General features: G+C 58.7%; 14 protein-coding genes. 10 read left to right on the forward strand and 4 right to left on the reverse strand.

All coding sequences use genetic code 11. From position 1 onward, the window contains the following. Positions 1–46: 46 nt before the first annotated feature. The 6 genes from G3M56_RS02670 (at position 47) to trpB (ending at position 5,141) form a co-directional block, all read left to right on the forward strand. The gene (locus G3M56_RS02670) at positions 47–793 is read left to right on the forward strand and encodes a hypothetical protein (protein ID WP_164363077.1); all 747 of its coding nucleotides are present in this window, start codon (positions 47–49) and stop codon (positions 791–793) included. A gap of 111 nt (positions 794–904) precedes the next feature. Then, the gene (locus G3M56_RS02675) at positions 905–1,828 is read left to right on the forward strand and encodes a ribose-phosphate diphosphokinase (RefSeq protein ID WP_164363080.1); all 924 of its coding nucleotides are present in this window, start codon (positions 905–907) and stop codon (positions 1,826–1,828) included. A gap of 186 nt (positions 1,829–2,014) precedes the next feature. After that, positions 2,015–2,635 carry a 50S ribosomal protein L25/general stress protein Ctc gene (locus G3M56_RS02680; protein WP_164363082.1) on the forward strand — a complete coding sequence of 207 codons (621 nt, stop codon included), beginning with the start codon at positions 2,015–2,017 and terminating at the stop codon, positions 2,633–2,635. Positions 2,636–2,742: 107 nt separating this feature from the next. Beyond that, positions 2,743–3,345, forward strand: coding sequence for an aminoacyl-tRNA hydrolase (pth, locus tag G3M56_RS02685; RefSeq protein WP_164363084.1), 603 nt, complete (start codon positions 2,743–2,745; stop codon positions 3,343–3,345). Between the two features lie 54 nt (positions 3,346–3,399). Next, positions 3,400–3,687: a 30S ribosomal protein S6 gene (gene rpsF / locus G3M56_RS02690; protein ID WP_164363086.1), complete on the forward strand. Its 288-nt coding sequence runs from the start codon at positions 3,400–3,402 to the stop codon at positions 3,685–3,687. Between the two features lie 239 nt (positions 3,688–3,926). Further along, the gene (gene trpB / locus G3M56_RS02695; protein ID WP_164363088.1) at positions 3,927–5,141 is read left to right on the forward strand and encodes a tryptophan synthase subunit beta; all 1,215 of its coding nucleotides are present in this window, start codon (positions 3,927–3,929) and stop codon (positions 5,139–5,141) included. A gap of 169 nt (positions 5,142–5,310) precedes the next feature. Here trpB and G3M56_RS02700 read toward each other — a convergent pair whose 3' ends face one another. The 3 genes from G3M56_RS02700 to hisG all read right to left on the reverse strand — a co-directional run bounded on the left by G3M56_RS02700 (position 5,311) and on the right by hisG (position 7,858). Then, on the reverse strand, positions 5,311–6,642 hold the full coding sequence (locus G3M56_RS02700; RefSeq protein ID WP_164363090.1) for an ammonium transporter: 1,332 nt from the start codon (positions 6,640–6,642) through the stop codon (positions 5,311–5,313). Between the two features lie 169 nt (positions 6,643–6,811). Then, the gene (locus G3M56_RS02705) at positions 6,812–6,916 is read right to left on the reverse strand and encodes an AURKAIP1/COX24 domain-containing protein (RefSeq protein ID WP_164363092.1); all 105 of its coding nucleotides are present in this window, start codon (positions 6,914–6,916) and stop codon (positions 6,812–6,814) included. 60 nt (positions 6,917–6,976) lie between these two features. Beyond that, positions 6,977–7,858, reverse strand: coding sequence for an ATP phosphoribosyltransferase (gene hisG / locus G3M56_RS02710; protein ID WP_164363095.1), 882 nt, complete (start codon positions 7,856–7,858; stop codon positions 6,977–6,979). Between the two features lie 229 nt (positions 7,859–8,087). Here hisG and tkt point away from each other — a divergent pair, with 229 nt between their 5' ends. The 3 genes from tkt (at position 8,088) to G3M56_RS02725 (ending at position 11,886) form a co-directional block, all read left to right on the forward strand. Continuing rightward, complete coding sequence (gene tkt / locus G3M56_RS02715) at positions 8,088–10,073, forward strand: transketolase (protein WP_164363096.1); 1,986 nt, start codon at positions 8,088–8,090, stop codon at positions 10,071–10,073. A gap of 152 nt (positions 10,074–10,225) precedes the next feature. Continuing rightward, complete coding sequence (locus G3M56_RS02720) at positions 10,226–10,597, forward strand: GxxExxY protein (RefSeq protein ID WP_235203548.1); 372 nt, start codon at positions 10,226–10,228, stop codon at positions 10,595–10,597. A 410-nt stretch (positions 10,598–11,007) separates the two neighbouring features. Continuing rightward, positions 11,008–11,886 carry a hypothetical protein gene (locus tag G3M56_RS02725; RefSeq protein WP_164363100.1) on the forward strand — a complete coding sequence of 293 codons (879 nt, stop codon included), beginning with the start codon at positions 11,008–11,010 and terminating at the stop codon, positions 11,884–11,886. Positions 11,887–12,309: 423 nt separating this feature from the next. Here G3M56_RS02725 and G3M56_RS02730 read toward each other — a convergent pair whose 3' ends face one another. Then, entirely contained in the window at positions 12,310–14,205 is a 1,896-nt protein-coding gene (locus G3M56_RS02730) for an ABC-F family ATP-binding cassette domain-containing protein (protein ID WP_164363102.1), read from the reverse strand. 388 nt (positions 14,206–14,593) lie between these two features. On the opposite strand from G3M56_RS02730, the gene G3M56_RS02735 reads away from it, so the two are divergent. Beyond that, complete coding sequence (locus G3M56_RS02735) at positions 14,594–15,046, forward strand: hypothetical protein (RefSeq protein ID WP_164363103.1); 453 nt, start codon at positions 14,594–14,596, stop codon at positions 15,044–15,046. The last annotated feature ends 143 nt before the right edge of the window (positions 15,047–15,189 follow it).

The raw sequence follows: 15,189 nt of genomic DNA on the forward strand, positions 1-15,189 counted from the left end.
CCGACGCGATGAATACAGACGTGCAGCACAGCGTCGGCTGGTGACCATGAAAACCAGTTTCCGTTATTTCGTCGTGCGCGCTCTTTGCGCGGTGTTCGCCCTTGTGTCGTTCGGCTCCGGTGAGGCGCTTGCTCAAGAGAATGGCTGGCGCTCGTGGGGCTTTGGCGATGACCGTGAAGTGCCGGTGCATCGGGGGCACCGGCATCCAGTGCACCCGCATTCCGGGCATCATTCCGATTGGTACCAGACGGATGATTGCCATCACCCGGTGGTTTGTGGTCGCTGCTACAGCAACCCGTGCCGCTGCCACGGGCACGGCGGGTATCATGAGGACGATCGCTTCCATGATCACGATGGGTTCGACCATTGGGACGATCACGATGATCACTGGGATCATGGCGACCGCAGCGGTGATCTGAAGTTGGTCAAATACCGACAGGGCAAACACCGTGGGGACAAACCGAAAGGATATCACCCGCCTGAATGGTGGAAGGAGCGGGGTTACAGCCTGAAGAAAAACACATTCAAAGATCGCGACGGGAAGTATCGCGGTGCGAACAGCCCGGTGTTGAACAAAGAGCGCAAGCCCAGTAGCGGCGATCTGCGCCTGGTCAAATACCGTCAGGGAAAGCATCGCGGCAGAAAACCGTCGGGCTACCATTCACCTGAATGGTGGAAGAAGCGCGGCTACAGCTTGAAGAAAAATACCTTCAAGAACCGGGAAGGGGAGTACCGCGGGGCGAAGAGTCCGGAGTTGAACAAAAAGCGGAACAAGAAAAAAAAGAAGCGCTAATGGGGGATCCTGTGCGGTCATGCGGTACGCGGGTGCCAAAGCGGAGGAAATCGTTCAATCGTGTTGATCCCCGCTCGACAATCGACGGATTTTCGACAGGTTAAACGAACCATGAAAATCTTTAGTGGATCAGCACATCCGGAACTGGCCGAGAGTATCGCATCCGAGCTCGGGCTGGGCGTCACCAATGTCGATGTAAAAGCCTTCCCTGATGGCGAAACCTTTGTGCGGATTCATGAAAATATCCGTGGTCAGAATGTGTTCATCGTCCAGCCGACGTGCCCGCCGACGAACCACAATCTGATGGAACTTTTCATCATGGTGGATGCGGCCCGCCGAGCCAGTGCGGCGCACATCACCGCAGTGATTCCATTCTTCGGCTATGCGCGCCAGGACCGAAAAGACCAGCCACGTGTGCCGATCACCGCGAAGTTGGTGGCCAACCTGTTGGTGGCAGCCGGTGTGAACCGCGTGCTCACCATGGACCTGCACGCAGCGCAGATTCAGGGCTTCTTTGATATTCCGGTGGACCACTTGTACGCGGCGCCGGTTCTTATCCGTCACCTCAAGGAGCGTGGGCTCAATGACAACCTGGTGGTGGTTTCGCCGGATGTGGGCGGTGTGAAGATGGCTCGTGCTTACTCTGATGCATTGGGTGCTGAGTTGGCGATTGTGGCCAAGCACCGTGTCAGTGCCACCGAGGTGGAAGCGATCAATGTGATCGGTGACGTGGCCGGCAAGGACGTGCTGCTGGTCGACGATATGACCGAAACCGCAGGCACACTGACCGCGGCTGCCAAGATCCTCAAGGCAAGCGGCGCAGGGAAAATTTTCGCAGGGGTCAGCCACGCGGTGCTCAATGATTTGGCGCAGACGCGTCTCAATGAGTCCGAGATCGAAGAGCTGATCTGCACCGACTCGACTCCAATGGCCAAAGGCGAGGGCGTTACCACTCTGAGCGTGGCTCCACTGCTGGCTTCCGCGATCGAGCGCGTGAACAACGGCGAATCGGTGACCAGCTTGTTCCAAATCTAAAAACGAGAGCTTGCGGTCAATTAATCCGCGCAACGCCCTCTCCCGCAAGACTTGCGGCTTCAAAGCGTTGACATCGATCTGAAGAGTGCTTAGTTGAGCGCTCGCAGTCACCGATCGTCAGCCTGCGGTGCCCGGATCGCGGGCGTCGGGCCGAGCGCACTGCAAAGATCGAACACATCATTTACCATGGCGAAGACGCACAATTTGAAAGCCACCCAACGCAATCGTTCGGGAAGTAGTTTGCTCAAGCAGATGCGCCGCGAGGGCCTTGTCCCAGCGGTGATCTACGGCAAGGACCAGGAAAACCAGAACATCAAAGTCGATGCGAAGGAATTCTGGGACCTCCTCCACCACAGCGCATCCGAGAGCATTCTCGTGAACCTCGACATCGAAGGTACCCAGCGCTTGGCTCTGATTCAGGACGTTCAGCACGACGCAATCAAGGGTGAGACCGTTCACGTGGACTTCCTTGCAGTGGACGAAAAGGCTGAGATCACCGCAGTGCTTCCTGTGGAGATCGAAGGAAATGCTCCTGGCATCAAGGCTGGTGGTCTTCTCGACGTTCAGCTTCACGACTTGGAAATCACCTGCCTTCCACAGGATCTCCCAGAGGTTCTCAAGGTGGATGTTTCGTCGCTTGAGTTGGGTCAGGCCCTTCACATCAGCGAGATCACCTTCCCTGCGGGCGTTACTCCTACCCTCGACGGTGGTGTGGTGGTTGCTCTCATCACCGAGCCACGCGTTAAGGAAGCTGATGCTGACGAAGCTGCTGAGGTGGAAGTCATCAACGAAAAAGCAGCTGAGTAATTTTGGCTGCGCGGGGCTGGCGGCATCGCTGGTTTCGCACTGATTTTCCGGGTGGCATGGAATGATTCCGTGCCACCCGATTTTTTTTGTCATCGAGTCAGCTGATCATGTCGGAATCCGAATCCATCCAATTGGTTGTCGGCCTGGGGAATCCGGGGCGCAAATATGCTGAGACCCGTCACAATGTCGGGTTCATGGTGGTGGACGAGCTCGCGCGCAAATACGGCGTTGAGTTCAAGCCAGAGCTGCGCTGGAAGTCCGAGGTGGCGAAGTTGCCCGGCACCAACATCTGGCTGGTGAAGCCGCTGACTTTCATGAACTTGAGCGGCGAGGCGATCGGCGCACTCGCTCGCTTCCGCAAGCTCGATGCGGCGTCGGTTCTGCTGGTCTACGATGACATGGACCTCGAGCTCGGTAGGCTGCGCATCCGGCGCAAGGGGTCGGCCGGTGGCCACAATGGCGTGAAGTCCGCAATCCAGCATCTCGGTACCGATGCCATCCCGCGTGTGAAGTTTGGAATCGGGCGCCATATCGCAGGGCGCGAGCAAACCCGAGTGGTGGGTCACGTTCTGGGAAAATTTTCTCCGGATGAACGATCCGAGCTTGAATTTTCTCTGACACGGGCGATAGATGCCATCCTCTGTGCCTGCAATAGCGGTGTCATCGAGGCCATGAACGCATACAATGCGTCACCCACTGATTCTCAGTGAGTGAAAACGATTTTACTCAGAACCGAGCAACCCACAGCAACCAGCATTTTTATCATGAAGCGTAAATACGAAGGCGTTATCGTCCTGAACACCAAGGACAAGGAAGACAGCGTGGACACCATGATCAGCAACGTGAGCAAGGAACTCGAAGCTCTCGGCGCTGAACTCGAGCAGGTCGAACAGCTCGGACGCAAGGAGTTCGCTTACAATGCACGCCACCTGGCTGCCGGCTTCTACGTGAACTACTTCTTCACCGCTGAGCCAGCCGCTATCGACGCGATCACCGAGAAGCTTAAGCTTAACAAAGACGTTCATCTCCAGCACTACAAGCGTTTGGGCTAATCCAGCTCAGGCACCTGTAAACCACTCCGCTGGGGAGTAGGTTCTGAATTTACCATCCGCCACACGGCCGAATCGTCGGTCTGTGTGGCGGATTTTTTTGTGTTGGATGCCGTCGCTGTCGTGCGGTTTTCGCCCTCTCGTTGGTGAATTTGCCAAACGCGGGCGCGATGTGAAAATCAGGATTGCCGGACAGGTGCAATTCGCTCCAAGGTGTCCCGCTCAGCCCCATTTTTGAATTCATGAAAAACACATTCACGCACACGACCCCGACCGCAGAAGGATTCTTCGGTGAGTATGGCGGGAGTTTCATTCCTCCGCAGTTGAAGCAGGTGATGGACGAAATTACCGCGGCCTATGATGAGATCACGCAGGACCAGAGCTTCCTCGATGAGCTTGCATCGCTCTACCGCCACTATGTGGGCCGTCCAAGCCCGGTTTTCCATGCCAAGCGCTTGTCGGAGAAGTACGGTGCTGAGATCTACCTCAAGCGTGAGGACTTGAACCACACCGGTGCGCATAAGATCAACCACTGCCTCGGTGAGGCCTTGTTGGCCAAGCGTATGGGCAAGACCAAGCTCATTGCCGAGACCGGTGCTGGTCAGCACGGTGTGGCGCTGGCGACTGCGGCTGCGCTGCTCGGGATGGAGTGTGAGATTCACATGGGCGAAGTGGATATCGCCAAAGAGCACCCGAACGTCGTGCGGATGAAAATTCTCGGCGCCACCGTGGTGCCGGCTACGCATGGCTTGAAAACATTGAAGGAAGCGGTGGATTCCGCGTTTGAGGCGTATCTGGCGGATCCTGTGAACCAGTTCTACGCGATTGGTTCGGTGGTCGGGCCGCATCCGTTCCCGCGGATGGTCCGCGATTTCCAGTCGGTGGTGGGCAATGAAGCGCGTGAGCAGATCCAGGAGATGACTGGCAAATTGCCGGACCACGTGGTTGCGTGCGTTGGTGGCGGGTCGAATGCGATGGGGCTTTTCAGTGCGTTCCTTGATGACGAGGGCGTGGCATTGCACGGGGTGGAGCCTGCGGGGCGCGATCTCGATCAGGTCGGTGAGCATGCGGCTACCTTGACCAAGGGTGCGCCAGGCGTGATGCACGGCTTCAAGTCCTACATGCTGCAGAGCGCTGACGGTGAACCGCAGGAGGTGTACTCGGTGGCGAGTGGATTGGATTACCCGTCGGTCGGGCCGCAGCACAGCTACCTCAAGGATCTTGGGCGTGCGGAGTACCACACTGTCAACGATCAGGAAGCGATTGATGCGTTCTTTGAGCTGTCGCGCGTCGAGGGGATTATTCCGGCCATCGAGAGCTCACACGCCGTGGCGCACGCGATCAAGCTGGCCCAGCAAAAGCCGGGGCAGGCGATCTTGCTCAACCTCTCCGGACGGGGCGACAAGGACATCGACTTCGTGGTCGATAAGTACGGTGCTGGCTACGGCATCGGCTAATGCCGGTTGTTTCAGGTGTTTTCGAGCCCCTTCGTTCATCTCCTTGATGGGCGGAGGGGTTCTTTTGTGTGGTGGGGATGCGGGGCTGTCTGTGTACGCCGCATGAACAAAAAAAATCCGCCTGCCCCTCGGTGTGAGGAGCAGGCGGATTGATTCAATTGGTGAGGGATTAGGAATCCCAGTTGTAGGCTTCTTCGCCGTGTTCGGTGCGGTCGAGGCCGTTGTGCTCGACTTCCTCGCTGACCTTGATGCCGCGGCAGACCGCTTTGGCAACGACCAGGGCGATCACCGCGGCAATGGCGCTCCATCCTGCGGTGAGGAGCACGCTCTTGGCTTGGACCCAGAACTGGAGCAGGCTGCCGCCTTCGTCGCCGCGGATGAAGACACCGGTGAGCAATGCGCCCACGATGCCGCCCATGCCGTGCACGCCGAAGACGTCCAGGCTGTCGTCGTAGTTGAGCTTGTGCTTGAGGCCGGTCACCGCAAAGTAGCAGACCAAGCTGGAGATGGCGCCGATGGCCATGGCTCCGCCGATGGTCGACGTGCCCGCAGCAGGCGTGATGCCCACCAGGCCCGCCACAGCGCCGGTCGCGGCACCCACAGCAGTCGGCTTTTTCGAGATCAGCCATTCCAGAGCCATCCAGACGACGAGCGCGGCGGCGGTGGCGATCTGGGTGGTCAGCATTGCCATGCCGGCATCGCCATTGGCACCCACGGCCGAGCCTGCGTTGAAGCCGAACCATCCGACCCACAGCAGCGACGCGCCGATTGCCACGTACGGAACGTTGTGCGGCATCAGTGTTGGTCCTGGGAAGCCTTTGCGCTTGCCGACGAAGATACAGGCCACGAGTCCGGCTACACCAGCGTTGATGTGAACCACGTTGCCGCCCGCGAAGTCGATCGCGTGCTGTCCTGCGCCCATCAGCCAGTTGCCTTCTTCACCGCCGTGGAAGAGTCCGCCGCCCCACACCATGTGCCACATCGGCAGGTAGGAGAGGATGGTCCAGAGCACGGTGAATACGAGAATCGCGCTGAACTTCATGCGCTCGGCAAATGCGCCAACAATGATCGCCGGGCTGATGATGACGAAGGTCATCTGGAACGTGACGAAGACACTCTCCGGGATGGTGCCGCCGGACATCACGGTCTCGGGCTGGATGTGGCCGAGGAATGCGAATGCGGAGTCCCAGCCGAAGTAGGCATTGCCATTGCCGCCGGCGGCCACTGCGTAGCCGAAGGCAACCCACAGCAGCGACATGATGCCGGCCATGGCGAAGCATTGGACGAAGATGCTGAGCACGTTCTTGGCGCGGACGAGGCCGCCGTAAAAGAGCGCGAGGCCCGGCAGGCACATCATCAGGACAAGGAGGGTGGCGGTGAGCATCCAAGCGGTGTCGCCGCTGTCGATCTGAGCCGGTGCGGCGCTGGCGGCTGCTTCCGACGCGCGGGCCGGAGCGACGGCTGCCAGAGCAACAAGGGCTCCCAGGAGTCGTTTGGTCATGGTTGGGTGATGGGTTGGTTGTAATGGTTACGACAGTGGCCTGTCGTTGGTGGGTAGGGGATTTGGGTAGCACAAAATGCCGACAACACACGGGGCGTTGTCGGCATTTTGGATAAGGTTTCAGATGCGGGCGGGTGTGACCGCCCAGCGTAGTGCTTAAGCCCTTAGCTTAGGACTTGTAGCGAAGACGCTTCTTGTGGCGGTTGGCCTTGAGGCGCTTCTTACGCTTGTGCTTGTTGATTTTCGTCTTACGACGCTTCTTGAGGGATCCCATAATAGTTTCCGGTTAAGTTGTGGTTGTGTGACCCGCGGTTGATTTCCCCAGTGGGATGGATCATCCGATGATCTTGTTGAGCGGATACTCGATGATCCCCTCGGCGCCGAGCTCTTTGAGCTTTGGCAGGATTTCCCGCACAACCGATTCATCGATAACCGTTTCCACAGCGACCCATTCGTCGGAATTTGCCAAGGTGGAGGCAGTAGGCAGGCGGAGGGAAGGTAGGCATTCAAGCAAGCTTTGCAACTTGTTTTGAGGGAGATTCATCTTGAGGCCGACTTTTCCGCGGGCGTCGAGGGCGCTGCGCAGCATCAATCCGATGGTTTCCGCCTTGGCTCGCTTCCATGGATCTTTGGCGGCTTCTTTGCCGATGACCAACTGTGGGTACGACTCCATGATCGTGTCCACGATGCGCAAGTTGTTCGCGCGCAGTGAGTTGCCGGTCTCGGTGATGTCGACGATGGCGTCGACGAGTTCTGGTACCTTCACTTCGGTTGCGCCCCAGGAGAACTCGACTTTTGCGTTCACGCCCTTCGAGGCGAGGTAGCGCTCGGTGATGCCGATGCCTTCGGTGGCAATGCGTTTTCCTTCAAGATCTTCCACCGATTTGATCGGGGATTCCTCTGGCACGACGAGCACCCAGCGGGTTGGGCGCGAGGTGGCACGGCTGTAGGCGAGGTCGCAGATGACTTCGACTTCCGCATTGTTCTCGTAGATCCAGTCCTTGCCGGTGATACCGCAGTCGAGGAACCCTTCATGGATGTAACGACCAATTTCCTGGGCTCGAAGCAGGCGCATATCGATCTCGTCGTCGTTGATCGACGGACGGTACGAACGGCTGCTGACGTAGACATTCCAGCCGGCCTGCTTGAACAGGTCGACGGTTGGATCTTGCAGGCTGCCCTTAGGCAGGCCGAATTTCAGGGATGGCGTTGACATGACGCGTCTAATCAAACCGACAACGGCCGCATTGCAAGTTCAGATGGCACATTGCTCCCCGCTTGCCGAAATTGACCCGGTTCCGTGCCGGATTGGCGGTGTATGGCGGGCTTGAAACCGATTCTCGGGTTGCGCAATCGGCAGCAGTTGCTTTAGTTGCGTTGCTCATCCGCGCGCGGGGACTCCGCGGTCGCGGCTCGCCCGAGGTCGGAAAATTTTCCCACATCCTATGAACACAGATATTCTTTCTACTGCTGCAAACCAAGCCCGCGGGCTTGCCATCGATGCCGTGCACGCCTGCTCGTCCGGTCACTTGGGTCTTCCCCTTGGCTGCGCTGAAATCGGTGCCGTGCTTTTTGGTGAGGCGCTGCAGTTTGATCCGTCGGCTCCAAAGTGGGTCAACCGCGACCGCTTCGTGCTGTCGGCCGGTCACGGGTCGATGTTCCTTTACAGCTGGCTGCACCTGGCTGGCTACGATCTTCCGTTGGATGAAGTGAAGGCATTCCGCCAGCTCGGTAGCAAGACCCCGGGTCACCCTGAGAACTTTGAAACCGTCGGCGTGGAAGCCACCACCGGTCCACTCGGCCAGGGCGTGGGCAACGCGGTCGGATACGCATTGTCCGGCAAGATGGCTGCCGCTACCTACAACACCGCAGACCACACCATTCTCGACTACCACGTGGTCGCACTCGCCGGTGACGGCTGCTTGCAGGAAGGTGTCGCTCGTGAGGCTGTCGCATTTGCCGGCCACAACAAGCTCGACAACCTCATCCTGATCTACGATTCAAACGACGTCACCCTCGACGCGATGGCCGATGTCACCCAGTCGGAAGACACCGCCGCTCAGTACGAGTCGATGGGCTGGGATGTGCAGACCGTCGACGGTCACGACATGGTCGCGTTCGCCAAGGCATTCCAGGCTGCCAAGGACAACAACAACGGCAAGCCAAAGCTCATCATCGCCAAGACCGAGATCGGTCGCGGGATCTCGCAGGTCGCTGGCACTGCTAAGGCCCACGGTGAAGGTGGCGCCAACTTCGCCGACGAAGCACACGCCGCTCTCGGACTGCCAGCAGGTGAAACCTTCTACGTGTCGCAGGACGTGCGCGACTTCTTCGCCAAGCGCGCCGAAGAGCGTGCCGCTCAATTCGCCGAGTGGGAGAAGACCTTCGACGCTTGGACCGAAGCCAACGAAGAGCTCGCCTGCCAGTTCGGCGATGCACTCGCCGGTGCGGTGCCATCCGACATCCTCGAGCAGATTCCTGAGTTCGGTGAAGATTACAACGGTGCCACCCGTGCAGCGGGCGGTGACGTGATCCAGGCAGTCGCCAAGGCGGTGCCTCACTTCATCACCGGCTCGGCCGACCTCTACGGCTCGACCAAGAACTACATCAAGGACGGCGGCGACTACAGCGACGGCAATCCAACCGGCCGCAACATCTGGTACGGTATCCGTGAGCACGCCATGGGCGCGATCATGAACGGTATCGCCTACGACGGCATCTGGCGCACATCGGGCGCGACCTTCGCGGTCTTCGCCGACTACCTCCGTCCGTCGATCCGCATCGCGGCTCTGGCCAAGTTGCCAGTGGTTTACATCTTCACCCACGACTCCGTGGGCGTGGGCGAAGACGGCCCAACCCACCAGCCGGTGGAAACCTGCTCCGGTCTGCGCGTGATCCCGAACCTCGATGTGATCCGTCCTGGCGATCCGGAAGAAACCGCAGGTGCCTATGCTGCAGCCATGCTCCGCACCGACGGACCGACTCTTCTATTGCTCAGCCGTCAGAATGTGAAGACGCAGAGCCAGATCCCGGCGAAAGATCGCCGCGTGGGCGCGGAGAAGGGCGGCTACATCGCACGCAAGGAAAGCGCTGCGTTGGAGACCATCCTCATCGCCACCGGCTCGGAACTCGACCTGGCAATGCAGGCCGCCGAGCAACTCGGTGCCGGCACCCGCGTCGTCTCGATGCCATGCATGGAGCGCTTCGACCGCCAGAGCGCCGAGTACCGCGAAAGCGTGCTCCCAGCGGCATGCACCAAGCGCGTCGCTGTCGAAGCCGGTGTCTCCGGCCTCTGGTGGAAGTACGTCGGCACCGCCGGACAGGTGGTCGGCATCGACCGCTTCGGCATCAGCGCCCCGGGCAACACCGTCTTCTCCGAACTCGGCATGACCGTCGATAACATCGTCGAAACCGCCAAGTCCCTCGGCTAAGGCCACAGAGACATTGCTTTCAATGAATGCCGCATCGCCTGTCACGGGCGGTGCGGCAATTTTTTTGCCACAGATGGGCGGGGATGGGCACAGATGCGTTTTGGTCTGACTTTTATTCTAAGGGAGGCGGGCGTTCTGGCGTCTTTTGGGATGTGAGCAGAGGCGACCCGGAGAGTTATGCTGTGATTGGGGCTGCGATGGAGGTGCAAAACCATCTTGGGCGCGGGTATTTGGAGAGGGCGTATCAGGAAGCGTTGGAGATCGAGTTCATTGAAAGGAAGATCCCCTATCAGCGCGAGGTTGCTGTTACTCTGCATTACAAGGGGCGTCAGTTGGGGGCGCCGTACCGAGCCGACTTCGTGTGCTACGGATCTCTGCTGGTTGAGTTGAAGGCGATCCCAAGGTTGGGGGATCGGGACAGAGCACAAATGCTTCATTACCTCAAGGGGACCAAGATCGAGCGAGGGTTACTGATCAACTTCGCCAGCGATCGGCTTGAGTATGAACGATATATTCTCAGCTGAATCCTCAGAGCAAGCAAGGTGCGCGGTTTTGCTTTCAAGTCACTCAAAGCATCTGTGCCCATCTGCGCCGATCTGTGGCTCTGAGAAAAACCGTGATAGGCAATTTCTGGGATACGGTGGCGGTTTCAGGCGGAACCTCTTGGAATCCCTTCATTCGGGAAAATCTGCGGGAATTGGTGGAGGCGGGGTGAAATGGCTTGTCGATGAGCTGTCGGGTTTGCAGAGTGTCGCGAATGGTTAGAAATTATACGTGTCCCGGTTTTAGTACGAGGCTATTGGGGTCGCAGTGGTTGGCGGTTCGTTACAGTGAGTGTGATTAGTTGCTGCTTGTTATGTGTTTTAGATTGCTGTTTTTGATATTGTTGTTTCTAGTTTCGTTTCCGGTTCGTCTCGTAAGCGAGGAGTCTGATGTGAAGCCGGATGTTGAGAGGTTTAGGCAAGATCGCCTGGTTATACAGCAGAGGGTTCGAGGGTTTGTTGCTGCGGAGGAGGGAGTCTCGACGCAGTTAGCAAAAAATTTAATCCGTGCATTTCAGGATGTTGGTCAGATTAAAGAGCTTACGGTCTCAGGGGTTGAAATGTTGGAAGATGATATTCGCAGTGGTCGGTGCAGCGTCGATCAACTTTTGATTGCTATGTTGCACATAGATGAGCAAACGGTTCGGGATTCATTTGTGCAGGGGCGCGATGCAGTCGTGAGCTTGAACAATCTAGTGCGTATCTCGACGGTTGATCCTGAGGATACGTTGGTAGAAAAGTCGATTTTTTATGATCTTGCATTATCCTCAATCGAAGGGGCTGAATCGGATCGTTTGGTGAAGGGAATTAAAGAGAACGAGAGTCTTGCTTTTCGGGCTGCTGTTGTTCGGTCAATTCGCTTTCTGCAGAACGAGAATGTGTTGGATGCCGTGATCGAGGAGTATCTTGAGGATACTAGGGATGTGGTGTTGGGAGGGCCAACAGGTATAGGATTCAATTTTCGGGTGTGCGATATCACAGTGCACGAATTCCATAAGAGGTATCGTGTTGGGGTGTTTGGTATTCCTGGAGTGAGGGTGTCAGATTCAGAATTGAAGAGAGTGAAGGAATTGCATCTGAATGCGAGCGAGAGGAGGGAGCGACGACATGAGGCCTCGATCCAGGATATGGGGGCGGAATCGAGTTCCGAGGATGAGGCAGAGGTTGGCGATAGTCGTGCCTATTTGTGGTGGGGTGCTTCGATCTTATTAGCAGTGTTGGCTTACCTGATTAAGATGAGGCTTTCCGAACGTTCTCCCGGAAGAGACTAAATGGTAGCGGCAGGTGAGCGGCGAACCGGGACAGGCATTTCCTAGGCTCTGACGAGCGGGCGGTTGCCGCGGGACGGTGGTGTTGGCGGAGCCTGAGCGACGGCCTGCGGGATGGACGCTCGGCTCAACGGAGTGAGTTGGCTTGGCCAGCGAAGATTGGCTGCGTGACACAGGGCAGAAGCCCTGTGCTGTGATCCAGCCTCCTTTCAGGAGAGCTTGGAGAGGGGCTGATCAACTTCGCCATCGACCGGCTTGAGGATGAGCCGTGTCTCTCCAGATGTCCCCGAGGATTCGTGAGCCGTAGAGCCCGAGAGCATGCGATGTGCGCTGCCAGGCCCTCAGCTAGCATTTACAGCATCTGTGCCCATCTGCGCCGATCTGTGGCTCTGACAACGGACCTATCTGCGGCCCCGATCAGCGGCCCTATTCGGCTTCGCCGTTTTTGATCTTCTCGAGTTCTTCCCAGCGTTCGTAGAGAACAGGGACCGCCTCTTTGGCGGCTTTGAGGTCGGCTTCGAGTTGTTGCCAATCGTCGGCGTGGTTTTCGTAGAAATCCGGAGCGGTGAACTCGGCCTCGAGGGTGGCGACTTTTTCTTCGGCGGCGAGGATGTCCTCCTCGATGGTTTCGAGTTCGCGGGTTTCGTTGTAGGTGAGCTTGCGCTTACGGCCCTGGCTTTTTGGTGCGCTGGTTTGTTTTGCAGCGGCGGCCTGGGCTTGCCACATGGCGTCGACCTTGTCGCGGGCGGCCTTTTTCTCGAGGTAGTAGTCGTAGTTGCCTTCCTGATAGTGGACCACGCCATTGCCCTCGAACCCAAGAGTGGCGGTGCAGACGCGGTTGAGGAAATAGCGGTCGTGGCTGACCACGATGACACAGCCGTCGAAGTGAACGAGCGCTTCCTCCAGCACGCGGAGTGTGGCGAGGTCGAGGTCGTTGGTCGGTTCGTCGAGCACCAATACGTTGCCGCCGCGTTTGAGGATCTTCGCGAGCAGGACACGGCTACGTTCGCCGCCGCTGAGGAGCTCGATCTTCGTGTTGATGCGGTCTTCGGTGAAGAGGAAACGTCGCAGGTAGCTGCGCAGGCTGATGCGTTCGGTGCCCAATTGAACGTAGTCCACGCCCTCGCCGACGTCTTCCCAGACGGCTTTTTGGTCGTCGAGAAGGAGGCGGTCCTGGTCGACGAAGTTGATTACGGCCTGGGTGCCGACTTTGACCGATCCGGTGGTGGGCTCGAGCTTGCCGAGCAGCGTCTTGAGCAAGGTGGACTTGCCGAGGCCATTGGCGCCGACGATGCCGAGGCGCTCACCGGGCTCGAGTTTGAGGGTGAGGTTCTCGAAGAGAACGCGCTCATCGTAGGCGAATCCAATGTTGGTGGCTTCGATCACACGGTTCGAGAGCTGCGGGGCGGGCGGGATGATGAGATCGATGTCCATCTCCTTTTCCGGAGCGTCCTTGCCGGCCTCTTCGAAATAGCGGTCGAGGCGGTCGCGCGACTTCGTGCGGCGGGCGCTCGGGGACTTGCGCACCCATTCGAGTTCCTTTTTCAGGAAGCGCTGGCGTTTGTGTTCGGCCTGGGCTTCCGAGGCGTCGCGCTCGGCGCGGGTGATGAGGAAGTCGGTGTAGTTGCCCTCGTAGGTTTCGCATTTGCCGCGTCGGATCTCGACGATGCGGGTAGTGATGCGGTCGAGGAAATAACGGTCGTGGGTGACGAAGAGGCAGGTGCCGCGGTATTTGTTGAGGAACTGCTCCAACCACTCGATGGATCCGGTTTCGAGGTGGTTGGTCGGTTCGTCGAGGATGAGGAAATCCGGCTCGGGCAAAAGCGCGCGGCACAGCGCGACGCGGCGTTTTTCCCCGCCGGAGAGCGTGCCGATGACGCGGTCGGGTGCTGGGGCGTGGAGGTTGTTGAGCAGGCTTTCGGCGCGTTGATCGATGGTCCAGCCGTCGAAGTGGGTGATGCGCTCCATCAGGTCGGCGGCTTTGGTGCTGTCGGCCGGGAGGGATTCGTACTCGGCGATCATGTCGCGGATGAACCCGGCACCGGAGAGCACGGCGTCGAGCACGGTGGAGGATTCGTCCAACTCGAAGTCCTGCGGCAGGTAACCGGTGACGAGGCCGCGGCGGGTGACAAATTCTCCAGAATCCGGAGCGAACACACCGGCGGCAATCTTGAGCAAAGTCGATTTGCCCGAGCCATTGCGGCCGACCAGGCCAACGCGGTCGCCTTCGTGGATGGCGAGGGTGGCTCCGTCGAGTACGGACTGGTGACCGTAGGCAACGGTGAGTTCGCTGGCGCTGGCAATGGCTGGTGTGTCGGACATGGGATCGCGGCTGGAGTTCTCCGCCAAGGTAAATGTGGATGCGCCGATTGCCAGCGGTTACCCGCCGATTTGGGGAGTTGGTTGTAGGTGTGGAATTTGCGAGTGTCTTGTCGTGTTGGGAGCGGCCGGCGGGTGGGTGATGCGCGTTGGCGGTGCCGCAGGCTTGGCCTAGGCTGAGTCGGCGCGGAATATCCCAGGGTGTGGTCGCCTGAGGCTCCCGTCACCCTGGGCTGGTTTGCGGCTCCCTCTCAGGGAGCGATTGACGGAGATGGGGCTTAGGCTAGTGGCATTTGAGCGTGTCCCTGATTGCTGGGAGCGCTTCTTTGTGCTTGATCTGCCAGCGGTGAAAATGCTGTATTCCGTGGCTATGCTAACGAATGCGCAACATGTGTCGAAAGCGACAATCAGTGCCGCGGTGGAGATCATCGGAAGGGATGGGATCACCGAGGAGGAGATCGAGGACGAGGTGTTGGCATTGGTTGGCGACCCATTGGTGGCGCGGCGCCTGATCGACTGGGTGCCGGAGGTGTTTGGCAGGGTGCTGGTTGCCAGTATGGGGCGGGTGACGGTGGTGAAGGAGTTCGAGGTGCAGGACGAGCGCGGCGAGTGGCGTCGGCTGCCATTTGAGTCCGAGCCGATTGTGGCGGTGGCGCAGCAGCGGGCGCGCGAGTTGGGTGCGCAATCGCCGAACGATCTGTTTCTCAAAGTGGCGCTGCGCAGCGCGGTGGCGTCGGCCGTGGCGGACGCGATCAAAGAAGGGCACCCGCTGACGGGCAGCTCGATTGGTGGCCCGTCGTTTGTGACGCTTCCTGCGAGTGTCTACCTGAATGGGCAGGGGTGATCGTAGTGGGTGGATGGTGTCCGTTCGTGATGGGATGGGTGCTGGTATTACCTGGGTTGGCACTCGCCAGAGGCTCGTTGACCCCAGGCTGTTATGAGACTCGCTTTCAGCGAGAACTTGGGCTGGCGTGCGATTGTAGGATG

Origin of the sequence: Sulfuriroseicoccus oceanibius, from assembly GCF_010681825.2 — a bacterium.
Classification (GTDB): domain Bacteria; phylum Verrucomicrobiota; class Verrucomicrobiia; order Verrucomicrobiales; family SLCJ01; genus Sulfuriroseicoccus; species Sulfuriroseicoccus oceanibius.